Source organism: Williamsia sp. (assembly GCF_036566845.1).
GTDB lineage: Bacteria > Actinomycetota > Actinomycetes > Mycobacteriales > Mycobacteriaceae > Williamsia.
Map to the genome: position 1 here is coordinate 1 of NZ_DATCVM010000028.1, position 15288 is coordinate 15288.

A 15288-nucleotide genomic window follows, 5' to 3' on the forward strand; every position below is an offset into this window, starting at 1 on the left:
GGGGGGGGGGGGGGGGGCGTTCAGCGCTGCAGTGTCTTGTCGAACTTGGTCCGGAGGTGATCACCCAGCTGGTTCAGGGCGAAAACGGTGAAGAAGATCGCGATCGCCGGTACGAACACCAGGTGCGGCGACGTGGAGAGAGCGTCCTTGCCTTCGCTGATCATCCCGCCCCAGCTGGGTGTGGGTGGCGGGATGCCGAGGCCCAGAAAGCTCAGTGAACCTTCGGCGACGATCAGCGCGGCCATCACGATCGGCAGGTAGGCCGCCAGCGGTGCGAGCACGTTGGGCAGGATCTCCTTGAACAGGATCCGGGAATGGCCCGCACCCATGTTTCTTGCCGCCCTGACGAACTCACGTGACGACCACGCCATCGAGTTGGCACGTGCGAGCCGGATGAATGCCGGAATGACAACGAGCGTCAGCCCGAGAAGGATGGTCTGGGCGCTCGGTTCGAGAATGGACGCCAGCGCCAGCAACAGGATCAGCGGCGGAAACGCCAGCATCGCATCGGTGAGCAGCGAGATCCCGTTGTCGAGGTGACGACCGAAGTAGCCGCCGACCAGACCGATGAGCGAGCCGATGATGAAACCGAACAGACCGGCGAGTGTGCCCACCACGAGGGACACCCGCGCACCGTAGATGATCCTGGAGAGCTCGGAACGGCCGAAGGTGTCGGTCCCCAGAAGTAGATCCAGGGAGCCGAACGATGGGCTCAGTCGAGGTGCCCCGACCGGTACGTCGTACGGCGCGATGGGCAGGACATTGGCGAAACACGCAGCCAGGATCAGGGCGGCGAGCCAGATGACAGACAAGATCACGAGGATCGAGCGCCGTTGGCGTACCACCGGAACCACCAGTGCGGGTGCGGCCAGTTCTTCGGTGTCGGACGGGTCGGCCGGCTTCTTGGCGATGATTTCGGTCATGCGGCTGCCGCCACCTTTCTGACGCGAGGATCGATCAGGCCGTAGCTGAGATCGACGATTGTGTTGATTCCGACATAGACGACGGCGATGAAGACGACGATTCCCTGGACCATGATCAGGTCACGGTTGGTAATCGACGAAGCGATGAGCTGCCCGAGTCCTGGCAGCCCGAACAACGTTTCCACGATCACCGTTCCACCGATGAGGCGTCCGAGGTTCATGCCCGCGAGCGTGATCAAGGAGAAGGATGATGGCCGGAAGGCGTGCCGGAACATGACGTAGCCGGCGGACATACCTTTTGCACGCGCTGCCGCGATGTAGTCCTCGCCGAGCGTGGAGATCAGGTCCGTGCGTAGCAGACGGTGGAACGACGCGATTTCGGTGAGGGCGATCGCTATGGCCGGCAGGATTGCGCTCTGCAGGTTTGCGCCGAGCCCTTCGCTGATGTCTGACCATCCCAGGACTGGGAAGATCTGCAGCTGGATCGCGAAGAAGTAGATGAGGATCGGTCCGGCGATGAAGGCCGGCACCGAAAGGAACACCGCGGACAACGCGTTGGTGCCACGATCGAGTGCGGATCCGGGACGCGAGGCGGAGATGACACCCATCAACACCGCGACAGTGAGTGCGATGAACAACCCGAGGGCGGCCAGTTCCAAGGTGACGGGTAGTCGCTCCATGATTGCATCGGTCACCGATTGGCTGGTCAATGGCGAAGAGCCGAGATCTCCTTGCACCGCGTTCTTGAGCCAGTCGAAGTACTGCATCCAGATCGACTGATCGAGTCCGAGCTGTTCGTCCATCTCGGCGACGGCCTCGGGAGTGGCATTCTCGCCGAGGATCACCTCTGAGGCCGAACCTGGTGCCAGGCTCAACAAGGCAACCACGGCGATGGTCACCAAGAGAACCACGGCGATGCTACGTCCGAGACGCGTCGCGATGGTGAGAAACATTGATGGTCAACTTTCGTCCTGCGCAAGGGCTTGAGAAATCCTCGGCATGCGGCGTCAGACGGTGGATTATCCACGCGGAACGGGCCGTGTTCCGAGATCCGTGCTGTTACTGCTCGAGGAGGAGGGGCTGTGACAAACATCGCAGTATGTGATGGTTGTGGGCTCCACCATAGAGATATTCGGACACGGATGGCAAGCACAGAAATCAATTGTTTTGAGATCGATTTCGGCTGAGCGACTGATCAGCATTCGGGCATGAATTGCGAAAAGCACTGAAGCTCAATCAATTTGGAAATAGATGCTGTAACGAGTCCCGTTATCGGCCACGATCAGGTCGCCGAGAGTAGGTTTACTGCAACATGTTCAATTCTGCGAAGCGTGAATATGGCACCAGCGGAATTGTTTTCGCGTGCGGGGTCGATCGGTATGTATCTGAATGTCAGGGCGCGTGGGAGCGCCACCGATCGGGCGGTCGGGCCGTGGGATGGCCTTCGCGAGCGCTTGTGCCTCTGATTTTCTTGTAGCACAGGCGATTTGCAGCAGGATGCCTCAGGGAAGCGTTGTGTGCCTTGACATTCGGGAATGTCAAGGCTCGCGCAGTCGGGACGTCGGCGTCGGACTCTCGCGATCGTGTGAGTAAACGTACGAGATTGGTGATCTGATTGTCAAGAGGAGTGTTCTTGGAACTCGGAATGCCATTCCGGGTAGGTCGGGCGCGCCACCGCAGGGGCACTCCTACTCGTACTTGACCTTGATCGACGGCGTATTCGGTACGGCCTGGCAGGTGAGCACCATTCCGTCGGCGACCTCGTCGTCGTCGAGTGCGTTGTTGGCGCGCATGGTGGCGCTGCCTTCCAGGACCTCGCCGATGCAGGTGGCGCAGTTGCCCGACTCGCAGGAGAACGGCGGCGACAGACCGGCGCGGCGGGCGCTTTCGAGGATCGTCTCGCCGGGCTTGCGCCCGATCTCCACCTTCTTGCGGCCGAGCTGGATGTATACGGTGCCGAGCTCGGCCGGTGCGACGGTTGTCCCGGTCCCGGTCCCGATCTCGGTCCCGATCTCGGTCTCGAGTCCGGCGTCGGGGACGGTTTGTGCTGCTGCTCCGAACTCCTCTGCGATGACCCGGCCGGGTCCCGGCAGTGCCGATTTGATGACGGCCATGAAGGGGTCGGGACCGCAGAGATAGCTGTCGGCGTCGGTGTCGTCGCCGACGAACTCGAGGACCTTTGCAGCGTCGAGAAATCCGTCCACGACGTCGAAACTGCGCACCACGGACAACCGGTCGGGGTATTGGGCGGCGAGCTCGTCGATGGCGGTGTGGAAGATCGCCGCTGCGGGATCTCGGTCAGCGCACAGCAACCGGATCCGGCGATCGGTGGTCTTGAGAGCGCTCTTGGTCAGTGAGAGGATCGGCGTGATACCGCTACCGCCGGCGAATCCGAGCAGGGGTGCGGAGGTGTCGCTCAGGCAGAACAGACCGGCGGCACGGGTGATCTCGACCTCGTCACCCTCGCTGATGTTGTCGTGCATCCAGTTCGAGACCTTGCCGCCGGGAACTCGCTTGACGGTGGTCATCAGCTCGGAATCGGTCTCCGGGGCGCTCGACATCGAGTACGAGCGGAACAGCTCTGCACCGTCGACGTGCACCTTGAACGTGATGAACTGGCCGGCGCGATACGAGATCGGTGCCTCGTGCGGGGACAGCACATATGTACGGGCGTCTGCGGTCTCCTTGACGATCCTCGTCACGGTCGCGCGCTGGAACATAGGGGGCCTCGCCATGAGCCACCTCCTTCGTGTCGTGTGCAGCTTACCGAGAATGATACGTAGATTCTACTGGATGAGAATAGTATTCTCTCCAGTGAGCTAGGATCCTCTCAAGTTGATTCGGTAGAAGGCTGCACGGCGACAACCGCCGCTCGATGCCTGGTTAGGACAAGGACATGGACGGGCCCGCCGCCCTGGCATTCGAGGGGCGCAGCTACACGTTGCCGCAGCTCGACGCCTTGACGGCGGGGCTGGCGGCAACACTCACCGCCCGTGGGGTGGTTCCGGGGAGCCGGGTGGCCCTGATGTCGTCGAATCGTCCGGAGTTCGTCATCGCAGTACTCGCGATCTGGCGGGTGGGCGCCGCCGTGGTGCTGATCAGTCCCGCGTACAAGCGCTCGGAGGTGGAGCATGCGCTGGCCACAACCGGAGCCGACCACGCAATCGGCGACAGCGCGGTCCTTGCCGAACTGATGCCGATGCACAGCCTCGACGAGCCGATCGAACCCGTCGAAGCCACGTCCGCCGCGATCAACTGCGCCGACCAGAAGCTCGACAGCGATGCGTTGCTGGTCTTCAGTTCGGGAACCACAGGGATGCCCAAAGCTGTCCGACACAGCCACCGCTCGTTCGGAGCTGCCGTCCGGCACTGGCGGGACGCGCTCGAACTGACGTCCGACGACCGCCTGCAGATCCTCACGCCGCCATCCCACATCCTCGGGATCCTCAATGTCGTCACCGCACTCGACACCGGCGCCTGGGTGCGGTTGCACCGCAGATTCGACCTGGAGCTGATGTTGAGGCACATCGAGTCCGACCGGATCACCATCGAAATGGCCGTGGCGCCAATCGCGTTGGCCCTCGCCTCCGAACCGGATCTCGAAAACTACGATCTGTCGTCGCTGCGCTACATCATGTGGGGCGCCACCCCGGTGACGCCCAGCATTGCCGAGCGGGTGACCGGCCGGACCGGCGTGCGGTGGGTACCGGCATACGGGGCCAGTGAGTTGCCGGTCATCACGTGCAATCCGATCGATTCGCCTCGCCTGGACAGCGTGGGTCGTGCGGGCGCCGGCGTCAGTCTCCGGGTGGTGTCGGTCGAGACCGGAAGGGTTCTTGGTGCCGGTGAGCCCGGCGAGATCCAGGCCCGGTCGGAATCGGTCATGTCCGGATACCTTCCGGCCGAGGCCAATTCAGATGCATTCTGCGACAGCTGGTACCGGACCGGAGACATCGGGACGATCGACGCCGACGGCTGGGTGCGGTTGACCGACCGCTCCAAGGAGATGATCAAGGTCAAGGGGTTCCAGGTCGCACCCGCCGAAGTCGAGGCGGTATTGCACGGCCACCGGTCGGTGGCCGACTGCGCGGTGTTCGGAGTCCCCGACGCGGTGACCGGTGAGGCGATCATCGCCGCGGTGACCGTCACCGACCCCGGCACCGATGAACTCGTCGAGTTGGCCACTGAACTCACCGATCTGATCGGTGATCGGTTGGCGAAGTACAAGCGACCCAGCGAGGTCATTTTTGTGTCTGTTATTCCGCGCCTGCCATCCGGCAAGGTGCTGCGCCGAGTGCTGAAGGAGCGCTATGGACGTTCGTCTGACGAGTGAGCAGCGGCAATTACGCGATGCTGCTTCGAAATTGGCCGATGATCTGGGACCGTCCGCGGTCTCCGATCTCGACGACGAGAGCCGCATCGCACGGCTGGAAAAAGTGGTCGACTCCACGGGCTGGCGTGATCTGCGCTCCGACGGTGCCTCGGCGGTCGAGGTTGCGATCGTCGCCGAGGAGTTCGGCCGCGGGCTGGTGGACGTTCCCTTCTTGGGGCCGGTGCTCGCCGATGATGTTCTGCGCCACCTGAACGATGGGCCGCATCGCCTCACTGCCGTGGTCGGCGCCGGGGCGATTGATGCCCGCGGATTCGACAAGGGCGTGGTGCTGGACGGGAACACGGTCAGCACGATCGATCTCGGGACGACCCACGATGGTGTCGACCTGACAAGGCTTCGTTCCGACGTGAACGGCGAACCCACCGCGGTGGGAGACCTGACGGCGGAGCAGGTGGAGCGGAACCTCGCGCTGGCGCTGGTCGCCACGACGGCCGATCTGGTCGGGTCCGCCCGCGGAGCGCATGCCGCCGCGGTCGAGTACGCCAAGTTGCGCGAACAGTACGGCGCGACAATCGGGTCGTACCAGGCGGTGGCGCATCTGCTCGCCGAGGGCCTGGCACTGATCGAGGGATCGATCAGTGTGTTGCGGCACGCGGCCTGGGCCGTCGACGAACTGCCGACCGATGAGGCGCTGCAGGCAGGCCGCATCGCGAAGCTCTACTGTGCGCGCACCGCACGGACGATCTGCGAGACCTCGATCCAGGTGCACGGTGGCATCGGCAACACCTGGGAGTGCGTGGTGCACGTGTTCCTGCGCCGGGCCCTGACATCCACCGAACTGTTCCCAGTGAGTCTGGAGGAGATCCAAATTGGACTTTCGTGACACCACAGAAGAAGCCGCGTTCCGTGAGCGGATGCGAGCTTGGCTTTCCGAACGCAAGGGTGTGTTCGCGACGACGGGCGACGAATACTTCTCCCGGATGGGTGAATGGCATCGAGCGCTGTACGAGGCCGGGTTCTTCGGCCTGAGCTGGCCGGAAGAGTATGGCGGCCAGGGCCTTCCGGCGGTGTACGACGTGATCCTCGACGAAGAGCTGGCGCGTGCCGCCTTCCCGCCGCGGCCGAGCCTGGGCTATCTTGTCTTCGGACTGGGGCACCACGGCAGTGAAGAGATCCGCAAGCGTTTCGTGCCGGGCATGATCAACGGAACCGAACGCTGGTGCCAGGGCTTTTCCGAACCCGGCGCAGGTTCGGATCTCGCGTCGCTGACCACCACCGCCACTCGTGACGGAGACGACTATGTCATCCACGGTCACAAGATCTGGACCAGCTACTCAGACAACGCCGACTGGTGCCTGCTGCTTGCCCGCACCGACAAGGATGTGCCGCGGCACAAGGGGATCTCGGGTTTCATCGTGCCGATGAACCAGCCCGGGATCGAGCAGCGACCGCTGAAGATGATCAGCGGGGTGACCACGGAATTCGGTCAAGTGCTCTTTGACGGGGCTCGGGTTCCGGCCGAGAACATGGTCGGCGCGCCCGGCGACGGCTGGAAACTGGCGATGACCGTTGTCGGGCATGAGCGCGAGCCCTCCACCCTCGGCTTCGCCGCGCGGTACAGCAAGCTGGTCAACCAGATCGCCGCGAAGTCCGGCGGCACACCCTCGGCCGACCTGGCCTGGGCCGCAATCGAAACCGAGATGCTCAGACTGCACGTGCGTCGCCGGCTGTCGGAACAACTCGACGGTGTTCAGCACAGTTCGGAAGGGTCGCTCGACAAACTGCTGATGACCTGGGTCGAACAGGCTGTGGGTCATGCCGCACTCGATGTGGTCGGGACCACCGATCCCGAACTGCTCAGTGCATACCTCTACAGCCGGGCCCAGAGCGTCATGGGCGGCACCTCGCAGATTCAGAAGAACATCATCGCATCGCGAATCCTAGGATTGGGAGTTTGACCATGTACGACATGCCCGACGAGATCGACGTCCAGGCCGACGGTCCGCTGCGTATCATCACGCTGAACCGGCCGGATGCGCTCAATGCGGTGAACCATGCCCTGCATGTGGGCTTGGCGCGACTGTGGCCACAACTGAGTGCGGACCGAACCGCGCGCGTCGCAGTTCTTACCGGAGCGGGCACAGCCTTTTCTGCCGGAGGTGATTTCGCGTACCTCGCGGAATTGGCCAAGGACGACGAACTGCGTGCACAGACCATTGCCGACGGTCGCGAGATCGTGCTCGGTATGGCGCGGTGCCGAATCCCGGTGATCTCAGCGGTGAACGGACCCGCGGTCGGGCTGGGCTGCAGTCTCACGTCGCTCAGTGACATGGTCTTCATCGGCGAGAAGGCCTACCTGGCCGATCCGCACGTGCAGGTGGGGCTTGTTGCGGCCGATGGTGGTCCGGTCACGTGGCCATTGCACACCAGCCTTCTGCTGGCCAAGGAATACGCTCTCACCGGCGCCCGGATCTCGGCGGAACGTGCGTGTGAGATCGGGCTGGCCAACAAGGTGGTCTCCGACCCTCTCGTCGAAGCCCTGGCGTGTGCGAAACGGATGCTGGATCAGCCCCAGCAAGCGGTGGAGGCAACCAAACGTCTGCTCAATCTGCACCTCGAGCGGGCGGTGCTGGCCACCCTTGACTTCGCGATGAGTGCTGAGCATCAGTCGTTCACCACCAAGGACTTCCAGACGAACATCGCTCGACTGACGGCCAACAAGAACTGACGACGCGTACCGGGTCGGACCGACCGATAGTGGTGGGATTTGGTGAGAGAACGCCCAGTTCGACCTCACCAGAACCCACCACTATTGGGTTGATCAGGCTCGGAGGTCCTCGGCCCGTCGGTAGACATCGAGTGACGGTGCGTCACGCAGGCCGATGATGATCTCGAACGGTCCATCATCTGTGCCACCGAAGGCATTTCGATTGTGTTCATGAAAGCGGTGCCACACCAGAACTTCATTCTGCGATTCTATTTATCGCGCACTCTCGATGTCGCGCAATCGAATTCTCGATCATGACACATCGGATAGTCTGCTCGAATGAGTGATGATCTGGGAGCCGGTGGCCTGAAGTTCGAGCGGGAAGGTCCGATCGGGTGGTGCACGATCGACCGTCCGGCAGCGCGCAACGCGTTCACACCTGCAATGTATTACGGGTTGAAACGGGCTGTGCGTCTGGTGAATTCGGATCCAGATCTGGCGGCCCTGATCATCACCGGCGCCGGTGACGTCTTTGCCCCCGGTGGCGATCTGGGTGGACGTGCCGAACCGGGTGACAACCTCCCCGAAGGCATCGGCCATGATGTGCTGCCGTTCTTGACGATCCGGGACAGCCGGGCGCCGGTCATCTCGGCGGTCAACGGCATCTGTCAGGCCGGCGGGCTCCTGGTCGCCATGATGTCCGACATCGCGGTCGCCAGTGACCGGGCCACGTTCCGAGTCCCTGAGCTGCTGCGTGGAATCCCCGATGCCACCTATGCCGCAGCACTTCCCGCACACGTGGGTCTGGCGGCGGCGCGCGACCTCATCTTGTCCGCCCGCAGATTCGACGCGGCGGAAGCCTTGCGCCTCGGCGTCATCTCACGGGTGGTGCCCCACGAGGAATTGCGGTCGGCCGCGCTGACCGCGGCGCGCGAGATCCTCCAGACCGCACCCGAGGCGCGGGCTCAGGTCAAACGGATGCTCAACGAGCGGTATGGCCTCATCGACTACCAGACGATGTTCGGTGCACTCGAGAACTCGCCGGAGCCGCGAGAAGGTATGCGCGCCTTCATGGAGAAGCGTGACCCGAGCTGGATCCCCGCCGACATCCCAGACTAGTCCCAACTACCCCCCCGAATTCGCTCCGCGTACCGTCGTTCGCTCCAGTTGCAACAGGAGCGAACGACGGTACGCGGAGCGAATTTGGTTGTCAGGCCCGGGGAATCATGCTCTCCGAGCGCTGGATCGTTCCGGTGATACCGGCTGCATCCTGTTGCGCGAGCACCAGCGCGGCCTTGCCCATGGTCTCCGGGGGTTCGATGGCCTCCGGTGGGATCTTCTGTCCGCCACCGGCTGAGGCCCACCCCTCGGTGAGAACCACCCGGGACGGGCTCAGGCAGTTGACCGCGATGTTGTCCACCTTGAGGTCTGATGCGAGTCCGCGATAGAGCCGTTCGACCGCAGCCTTCGACACCCAGTACGCATTCGAGCCGCGATCGATCATGTCGACACCGGTGGTGGTGACGGCGATCAGCGATCCACCGCCCCGCGCCCGCAGGTGCGGGATCACAGCCTGGGTCATCAGGAAGACCCCGGTCAGGTTGACGTCGAGGCAGAGTTGCCACCGCTTGAGTGGCGTCTTCTCGATCGGCCCCATCCAGAGCACGCCGGCGTTGGCGATCAGAATGTCGATGCCACCGAACTCAGAGACGGCCTGATCGACCGCCGCGGTGATCGACTCCTCCGACGTGACGTCACAGGACACCGGGATCGCCCGGCCGCCGGATGCGGTGATCCGCTCGGCCACCGAATGAATCGTGCCCGGCACTTTCCCTTCGGCCTCGGAACGTGCCGCAACGGCGACGGAGGCACCCGCATCGGCGAGCGCCACCGCGATGGCTGCACCGATGCCCCGGCTCGCGCCGGCCACGAATGCAACCTTGCCGTCGAGCGGCTTGCTGTCCGTCACTTCGGCGGGAACCGCAGCGCGCCATCGAGACGGATGACATCACCGTTGAGGTAGTCATTCTCGACGATGGCGGCCACCAGCGAGGCGTACTCGGTGGAACGGCCCATGCGCTTGGGGTGCGGAACCTGAGGGCCCCAGTAGGCCTCGAGTTGGTCGGCGGCCTTGCCGTACGCGGGGGTGTTGATGGTGCCCGGGGCGATGCCCATGACCCGGATACCCAGCGGGGAGAGGTCGCGGGCGGCGACCAGGGTCATGCCGACCACGCCGCCCTTTGCGGCGGCGTACGGGAGCTGACCGATCTGGCCCTCGTAGGCGGCGATCGACGCGGTGTTGATGATGACTCCGCGGGTGCCCTCGTCGAGAGGTTCCTGCCGCGCGAGAGCGGCGGCGGCCAGCCGGGTCACGTTGAAGGTCCAGACGAGGTACGAGCTGATCGTCTTGGTGAAGGCTTCGAGCTCCATGGGGCTTCCGTCCTTGCCGACCAGACGGCCACCACCGGCGGGGCCGCCGTGGCAATCCACGGACACGCGGAAAGGACCCAGGGACTCGGCTTCGGCGATTGCCGCGTTGACCGAGGCCTCGTCGCTGGCGTCGGTACGGACATACCGCACACCGAGCTCGCTTTCGAGCGCTTTGCCCTTGTCATCGGCAACATCGGCCACAACGACCTTGGCGCCTGCGGCATGCAGACGACGTACCGTTGCCTCGCCGAGTCCACCGGTGCCTCCGACGACGATGGCGGAACTGCCATTGATTTCCATGTGGTTTCCCTTCTTGCAATTGACGATCTCAGTCTGAGAGAATCATGTTCTCATGAATATCACGATGATCCTTGAAATGGCAGCATCGGCGGACGATCGAGCCGTCGTGACGGCAAATGGCCGGTCGAGTTCGGCCGGGGAGTTACTGGACCTGGCTCGTCGGGCGGCGACCGGCTTCGCCGAGTACCCGGCGATCCTCTACTCCGGGGTGAACCACGTGGCGTATCCCGTCGCACTGTTCGGTGCCGCGATTGCAGGAGTCCCGTTTGTGCCGCTCAACTACCGCCTGGGTGAGGCGCAGTTGGACGCACTCCGGGACCGGCATCCCGGAGCGCTGGTCCTCGATCAGAAGGACCTCGATTCCTGGATCGAGTCCTTGGCCGGCAGCGTCCCGATGGATGATGCCGAGCGCCCGGCTGCGCACTACGACGGTGATGCCGTCGCCGTGATCATCTACACCAGCGGCACCACCGCCGCACCCAAGGCTGCGATCCTGCGCCACCGTCATCTGTTGGCCTACGTTCTCAACACCATCGAGTTCTCCTCTGCTGCAACGGAAGACGCAACCGTCGTTGCCGTGCCGCCGTATCACATCGCGGGATTGACCAACCTGATGTCGAATCTCTACAGCGGGCGCCGGGTGGTCTACGTCGACGCTTTCGAACCGCGGGCGTGGATCGAGACGGTGCGCAGCGAGAAGGTCACACACGCCATGGTCGTGCCGACGATGCTGGCCCGTATCGTCGATGCCACCACGGAAGAGGATGCGGGGCAACCGTTCCTGAAGAGCCTGGCCTATGGTGGCGCGCGGACACCCAGGCCGGTGCTGGAACGTGCGCTCGCGTTGTTCCCGGACACCAACTTCGTCAACGCCTACGGGCTGACCGAGACCGCGTCATCCATCGCGGTTCTCGGACCTGACGATCACCGGACCGCCTTCGCCTCGTCCGATCCCGCGGTGCGCGATCGTCTCGGCTCGGTAGGACAGCCGTTGCCGGGTATCGAGATCGCGATCCGTGGAGAAGACGGAACACCCACCCCTGAGGGTGAGACCGGGCTGGTGTTCGTTCGTGGCGAACAGATTTCGGGTGAGTACGGTGGCCGGAGCGTGCTCGACGACGAAGGCTGGTTCGCCACCCGCGACCTCGGCCACCTCGACGCGGGCGGCTACCTGTTCATCGAGGGACGGTCGGACGACACGATCATCCGCGGTGGCGAGAACATCGCCCCGGCCGAGATCGAAGACGTTTTGCACGACCACCCGGGCATCGTCGAGGCCGCCGTCATCGGTGTGCCAGATCCCGAATGGGGACAACGCCTTGTCGCCGTCGTCGTGGGTGCCGGCGATCCGGACGAGATCAAGCAGTTCGTCCGGGATCGGCTCCGCTCGTCAAAGACCCCGGACGTGATCGTGTTCCAGAACGAGCTCCCACGTACCGAGACCGGAAAGCTATTGCGCCGCAACCTTGTGGCAGAACTGGAGAACAACAATGCCTGAAGCCGTTATCGTATCGGCGCTGCGCACCCCGATCGGCAGCGCGGTCAAGGGGACTCTGCGCGATACCGACGCCTACGTTCTGGCCGACCACGTGGTAAATGCGGCGGTCAGCACGCTGGATCCGGATCTGGTCGACGACATCTACCTCGCCGAGGGACTCTATGGCGGCGGCGTGATCGCCCGTCACGCGGCGATCACCGCCGGCCTGACCGGGGTTCCCGGGCTTGCCGTCAACCGGCATTGCGCGGCCAGCCTGTCCGCCGTGTCCACCGCTGCCGGCAGTATCCGTTCGGGCATGGACCAGCTGATCCTGGCCGGCGGCGTGAACTCCTCGTCGACCTCACCGAAGGCGCGATTCCGCGTCGGTGAGGATTGGATCGATCCGTGGATGTCCCCGACTCACCCCGACCGTCCGGACGCTCCGAACCGGGACATGTCCATCACGGTCGGCTGGAATGCGGCGCAGAAGGCCGGCGTCACCCGCGAAGAGATGGACGCCTGGGCGTACCGGTCGCACATGAAGGCGATCGCCGCGATCGACGAGGGTCGGTTCGACGACGAGGTCGTGCCGATCAAGACGGTCCACGGACTGTTCGAGGTCGACGAGCATCCGCGCCGCGGAACGAGCCTGGAAAAGCTTGCCTCCCTGAAGGTTCTCCATCCCGAGATCGAAGGCTTCTCGATCACTGCGGGCAACTCGAGCGGCGCCAACGACGCGGCCGCGATCCTGACCGTCGCCAGCAGCGATCTCGGGCTGCCGGCACTGGCGACCGTTCGTTCCTGGGCGTCGGTGGGCATCGATCCGGCGTTCACCGGTCTGGCCCCCGTCGAGGCCATCCCGAAAGCGCTTGCGCGAGTGGGTCTGAAGGTCGACGATGTCGACCTGTTCGAGATCAACGAGGCGTTTGCGGCACAGTGTGTCGCCAACATCAAGTTGCTCGACATCAACCCCGACATCGTCAACACGAGCGGCAGCGGTTGCTCACTGGGCCATCCGGTGGCGGCCAGCGGTGCGCGCATGCTGACCACCCTCGTTCACGAACTCCGCCGTCGTGGTGGCGGTATCGGTGTGGCGGCCATGTGCGCCGGCGGCGGCATGGGATCTGCGGTTGTCGTCGAGGTCCACGCGTGAGTTCGTCCTCCCACAATCACTGCCTCGTATGACGGTCGATGAACTGATCACCGCGGCGCGGGCCGGATCCGAGCGGGCAACGGGTAAGTTGCTCACCCTGGTCGAAGGTCCGCGTCGCGATGAGGTCCTGGCGGCCACCGGGTCCGGGAGTCCGCGTGTTGTCGGTCTGACGGGCCCGCCGGGCGCCGGAAAATCAACCACTGTCGCGGCCCTGGTGACCGCATATCGGGAGCGCGGTCTGAAGGTCGCGGTGCTCGCGGTCGATCCATCGTCGCCCTATTCCGGTGGCGCGCTGCTCGGTGACCGGATCCGGATGGCCGCACACATCAACGACACCGGTGTGCTGATCCGCTCCATGGCCACCCGCGGTCACCTGGGTGGACTCTCGGCGGCTGTGCCCGCCGCGATCCGGCTGCTCGGCGCCATCTCCTACGATCTGATCGTCCTGGAGACGGTCGGTGTCGGACAATCGGAGGTCGAGGTGGCGGCGATCGCCGACCCGACTGTGGTTGTCCTGAATCCCGGTGCCGGAGACGCGATTCAGGCCGCGAAGGCAGGTCTGCTCGAAGTGGCCGACATCCTCGTGGTGAACAAGGCCGACCGCGACGGCGCAGATCAGACCGTCCGGGACCTGCGAGCAGAATCGCACGTCCCGATCCTCAAACTCGTTGCCGTCCGCGGTGAGGGGATCGATGAGCTCGTCGACGTCATCGACGCTCATCACCGGGACGACAACGCCGATCGGAAGTCGGCGCGGGCGCGGGTTCAGATCTTGTCATTGGCCCAGACTCTTCTCCAGATGCATCCGGATCTCTCACGGTTGGCCGACGCGGTGGCCGCTGGTGAGATCGACCCGTACGGTGCGGCGGAGATGTTGATCGCCGCACCGGCAGAGGTCAGCCCAATCTCGCGATGATCTGAGGCAGATCGGCGGTGGTACGGATTCCTGCAGGTGCCGCGCACACGTAGGGGACCGCGTTGACCGCCCGGTTGGCGGTATACCCGGGAGTCGTCGCGGCCATGTCCTCCAGCGCAATCGGGAATTTGATGTCGATCTGTAGTGGTGCATCCCCCTCGACGGTGATCCGCCAGCCGGTGGAGAGGAGATCCCAGTCGGCGTCGAAGTCGTTGGTGCAGTACCAATTCGCCCGAAACGTGATCAGTGGCTTGCCGTTGCGCATGCCGTTTGCACTGATCCGCTGAGCCGCGACGCTTCCTTTCTTGATTGTGCCGGCCGCGATCTCGACGTCCTTCGTTGCGACACCGATTTCACCACCGGCTTCTATCGAATCAAGTGTCAGGCCAAGGGCATCGGCGGTCTGTTGCATCGACGGTCCGAAGCTGGTCCGTGCGTGTTCGAGTCGGGCGTCGTTGAATTCGGCGGGCGCCTGTCCGAAGCCCATGATCCCGAACAAGAGTTCCGGCGAGTTACGTGACGAGAGATCGGCGTATTCGTCGATGGTCAGTTTGTCGAGGCGCCGCTGAATCGACGTCACCACCAGGGGTAGGGCCTCTGTGCTGAACCCGGGACTGCTTCCGGTGCTGTGAATGGAAGCCTGGCCGGTGCGGCAGGCCGCTTCGACCGCAGTGCGCAGTTCGGGATCCATACTGTCCGGATGGTGGAACTCGCCGCGGGTGGTGACGATATTGATACCCGCGGCCAGCAGCCGGCACACCTCATCGACGTCGAGCGCGGCCGGCATGTACACAACACAATCCGGCCCGAGAGCGATCACGTCGTCGATATTGCTCGTGGCCATCACCCCGATCGGTCCGATGCCACAGAGTTCACCGGCATCGGCACCGGCCTTTTGCCGGCTGTGGACGTAGACGCCGACAAGCGACAGCGTCGGGTGCTCGATGAGCTCCCGCAATGACTTGGTGCCGATGTTGCCGGTCGCCCACTGGACCACCCGGTTCGGTGCGGTGTTGATCGCCATGTGCCCTCAGATCTGTTGTGACTCT

The 15288-nt window shown here is 64.0% G+C and carries 14 protein-coding genes; 8 read left to right on the forward strand and 6 right to left on the reverse strand.

The window, feature by feature from the left end; translation table 11 throughout:
* Positions 1-20 precede the first annotated feature (20 nt).
* The 3 genes from VIQ49_RS01580 to VIQ49_RS01590 form a co-directional block, all read right to left on the reverse strand.
* Positions 21-923: an ABC transporter permease gene (locus tag VIQ49_RS01580; RefSeq protein WP_331880139.1), complete on the reverse strand. Its 903-nt coding sequence runs from the start codon at positions 921-923 to the stop codon at positions 21-23.
* Positions 920-1876 (reverse strand): ABC transporter permease, encoded by a 957-nt coding sequence (locus VIQ49_RS01585; RefSeq protein WP_331880140.1) that lies wholly within the window; start codon positions 1874-1876, stop codon positions 920-922. The genes VIQ49_RS01580 and VIQ49_RS01585 overlap by 4 nt, the downstream gene beginning before the upstream one ends.
* 735 nt (positions 1877-2611) lie before the next feature.
* Positions 2612-3658, reverse strand: coding sequence for a ferredoxin--NADP reductase (locus VIQ49_RS01590; protein WP_331880141.1), 1047 nt, complete (start codon positions 3656-3658; stop codon positions 2612-2614).
* 161 nt (positions 3659-3819) lie between these two features.
* Between VIQ49_RS01590 and VIQ49_RS01595 the strand changes: the two genes are divergently transcribed.
* The 5 genes from VIQ49_RS01595 to VIQ49_RS01615 all read left to right on the forward strand — a co-directional run bounded on the left by VIQ49_RS01595 (position 3820) and on the right by VIQ49_RS01615 (position 9082).
* A complete protein-coding gene (locus VIQ49_RS01595) occupies positions 3820-5256 on the forward strand; it encodes a class I adenylate-forming enzyme family protein (protein WP_331880142.1) in 1437 nt (478 codons plus the stop codon).
* Positions 5234-6139 (forward strand): acyl-CoA dehydrogenase family protein, encoded by a 906-nt coding sequence (locus VIQ49_RS01600; RefSeq protein WP_331880143.1) that lies wholly within the window; start codon positions 5234-5236, stop codon positions 6137-6139. Before VIQ49_RS01595 ends, VIQ49_RS01600 begins: the two co-directional genes overlap by 23 nt.
* Positions 6126-7214: an acyl-CoA dehydrogenase family protein gene (locus VIQ49_RS01605; protein ID WP_331880144.1), complete on the forward strand. Its 1089-nt coding sequence runs from the start codon at positions 6126-6128 to the stop codon at positions 7212-7214. Before VIQ49_RS01600 ends, VIQ49_RS01605 begins: the two co-directional genes overlap by 14 nt.
* Positions 7215-7216: 2 nt before the next feature.
* Positions 7217-7984, forward strand: coding sequence for an enoyl-CoA hydratase/isomerase family protein (locus tag VIQ49_RS01610; RefSeq protein WP_331880248.1), 768 nt, complete (start codon positions 7217-7219; stop codon positions 7982-7984).
* Between the two features lie 318 nt (positions 7985-8302).
* Positions 8303-9082, forward strand: coding sequence for an enoyl-CoA hydratase/isomerase family protein (locus VIQ49_RS01615; protein WP_331880145.1), 780 nt, complete (start codon positions 8303-8305; stop codon positions 9080-9082).
* A gap of 91 nt (positions 9083-9173) precedes the next feature.
* Here the strand turns inward: VIQ49_RS01615 and VIQ49_RS01620 are convergent, their stop codons facing one another.
* Together VIQ49_RS01620 and VIQ49_RS01625 are read right to left on the reverse strand one after the other, a co-directional pair.
* Entirely contained in the window at positions 9174-9932 is a 759-nt protein-coding gene (locus VIQ49_RS01620) for an SDR family NAD(P)-dependent oxidoreductase (protein ID WP_331880146.1), read from the reverse strand.
* Positions 9929-10693 (reverse strand): SDR family NAD(P)-dependent oxidoreductase, encoded by a 765-nt coding sequence (locus VIQ49_RS01625; RefSeq protein ID WP_331880148.1) that lies wholly within the window; start codon positions 10691-10693, stop codon positions 9929-9931. Before VIQ49_RS01625 ends, VIQ49_RS01620 begins: the two co-directional genes overlap by 4 nt.
* Before the next feature lie 52 nt (positions 10694-10745).
* On the opposite strand from VIQ49_RS01625, the gene VIQ49_RS01630 reads away from it, so the two are divergent.
* From VIQ49_RS01630 to meaB, 3 genes are read left to right on the forward strand one after another with little or no spacing between them, the layout of a single operon-like run.
* Positions 10746-12191: a class I adenylate-forming enzyme family protein gene (locus VIQ49_RS01630; RefSeq protein WP_331880150.1), complete on the forward strand. Its 1446-nt coding sequence runs from the start codon at positions 10746-10748 to the stop codon at positions 12189-12191.
* Positions 12184-13323 (forward strand): thiolase family protein, encoded by a 1140-nt coding sequence (locus VIQ49_RS01635; protein WP_331880151.1) that lies wholly within the window; start codon positions 12184-12186, stop codon positions 13321-13323. Before VIQ49_RS01630 ends, VIQ49_RS01635 begins: the two co-directional genes overlap by 8 nt.
* Positions 13324-13351: 28 nt before the next feature.
* Positions 13352-14239 carry a methylmalonyl Co-A mutase-associated GTPase MeaB gene (meaB, locus tag VIQ49_RS01640; protein WP_331880152.1) on the forward strand — a complete coding sequence of 296 codons (888 nt, stop codon included), beginning with the start codon at positions 13352-13354 and terminating at the stop codon, positions 14237-14239.
* On the opposite strand, the gene VIQ49_RS01645 is transcribed toward meaB, so the two are convergent.
* The gene (locus VIQ49_RS01645) at positions 14220-15263 is read right to left on the reverse strand and encodes a dihydrodipicolinate reductase (protein ID WP_331880154.1); all 1044 of its coding nucleotides are present in this window, start codon (positions 15261-15263) and stop codon (positions 14220-14222) included. The genes meaB and VIQ49_RS01645 overlap by 20 nt on opposite strands.
* Positions 15264-15288 lie beyond the last annotated feature (25 nt).

Excerpts from the sequence above, each read along its gene's own strand:
- VIQ49_RS01580 (WP_331880139.1), bottom strand. The coding sequence starts at position 923 with ATGACCGAAATCATCGCCAAGAAGCCGGCCGACCCGTCCGACACCGAA.
- VIQ49_RS01585 (WP_331880140.1), bottom strand. The coding sequence starts at position 1,876 with ATGTTTCTCACCATCGCGACGCGTCTCGGACGTAGCATCGCCGTGGTT.
- VIQ49_RS01590 (WP_331880141.1), bottom strand. The coding sequence starts at position 3,658 with ATGGCGAGGCCCCCTATGTTCCAGCGCGCGACCGTGACGAGGATCGTC.
- VIQ49_RS01595 (WP_331880142.1), top strand. The coding sequence starts at position 3,820 with ATGGACGGGCCCGCCGCCCTGGCATTCGAGGGGCGCAGCTACACGTTG.
- VIQ49_RS01600 (WP_331880143.1), top strand. The coding sequence starts at position 5,234 with ATGGACGTTCGTCTGACGAGTGAGCAGCGGCAATTACGCGATGCTGCT.
- VIQ49_RS01610 (WP_331880248.1), top strand. The coding sequence starts at position 7,217 with ATGTACGACATGCCCGACGAGATCGACGTCCAGGCCGACGGTCCGCTG.
- VIQ49_RS01615 (WP_331880145.1), top strand. The coding sequence starts at position 8,303 with ATGAGTGATGATCTGGGAGCCGGTGGCCTGAAGTTCGAGCGGGAAGGT.
- VIQ49_RS01625 (WP_331880148.1), bottom strand. The coding sequence starts at position 10,693 with ATGGAAATCAATGGCAGTTCCGCCATCGTCGTCGGAGGCACCGGTGGA.
- VIQ49_RS01630 (WP_331880150.1), top strand. The coding sequence starts at position 10,746 with ATGAATATCACGATGATCCTTGAAATGGCAGCATCGGCGGACGATCGA.
- VIQ49_RS01635 (WP_331880151.1), top strand. The coding sequence starts at position 12,184 with ATGCCTGAAGCCGTTATCGTATCGGCGCTGCGCACCCCGATCGGCAGC.
- meaB (WP_331880152.1), top strand. The coding sequence starts at position 13,352 with ATGACGGTCGATGAACTGATCACCGCGGCGCGGGCCGGATCCGAGCGG.
- VIQ49_RS01645 (WP_331880154.1), bottom strand. The coding sequence starts at position 15,263 with ATGGCGATCAACACCGCACCGAACCGGGTGGTCCAGTGGGCGACCGGC.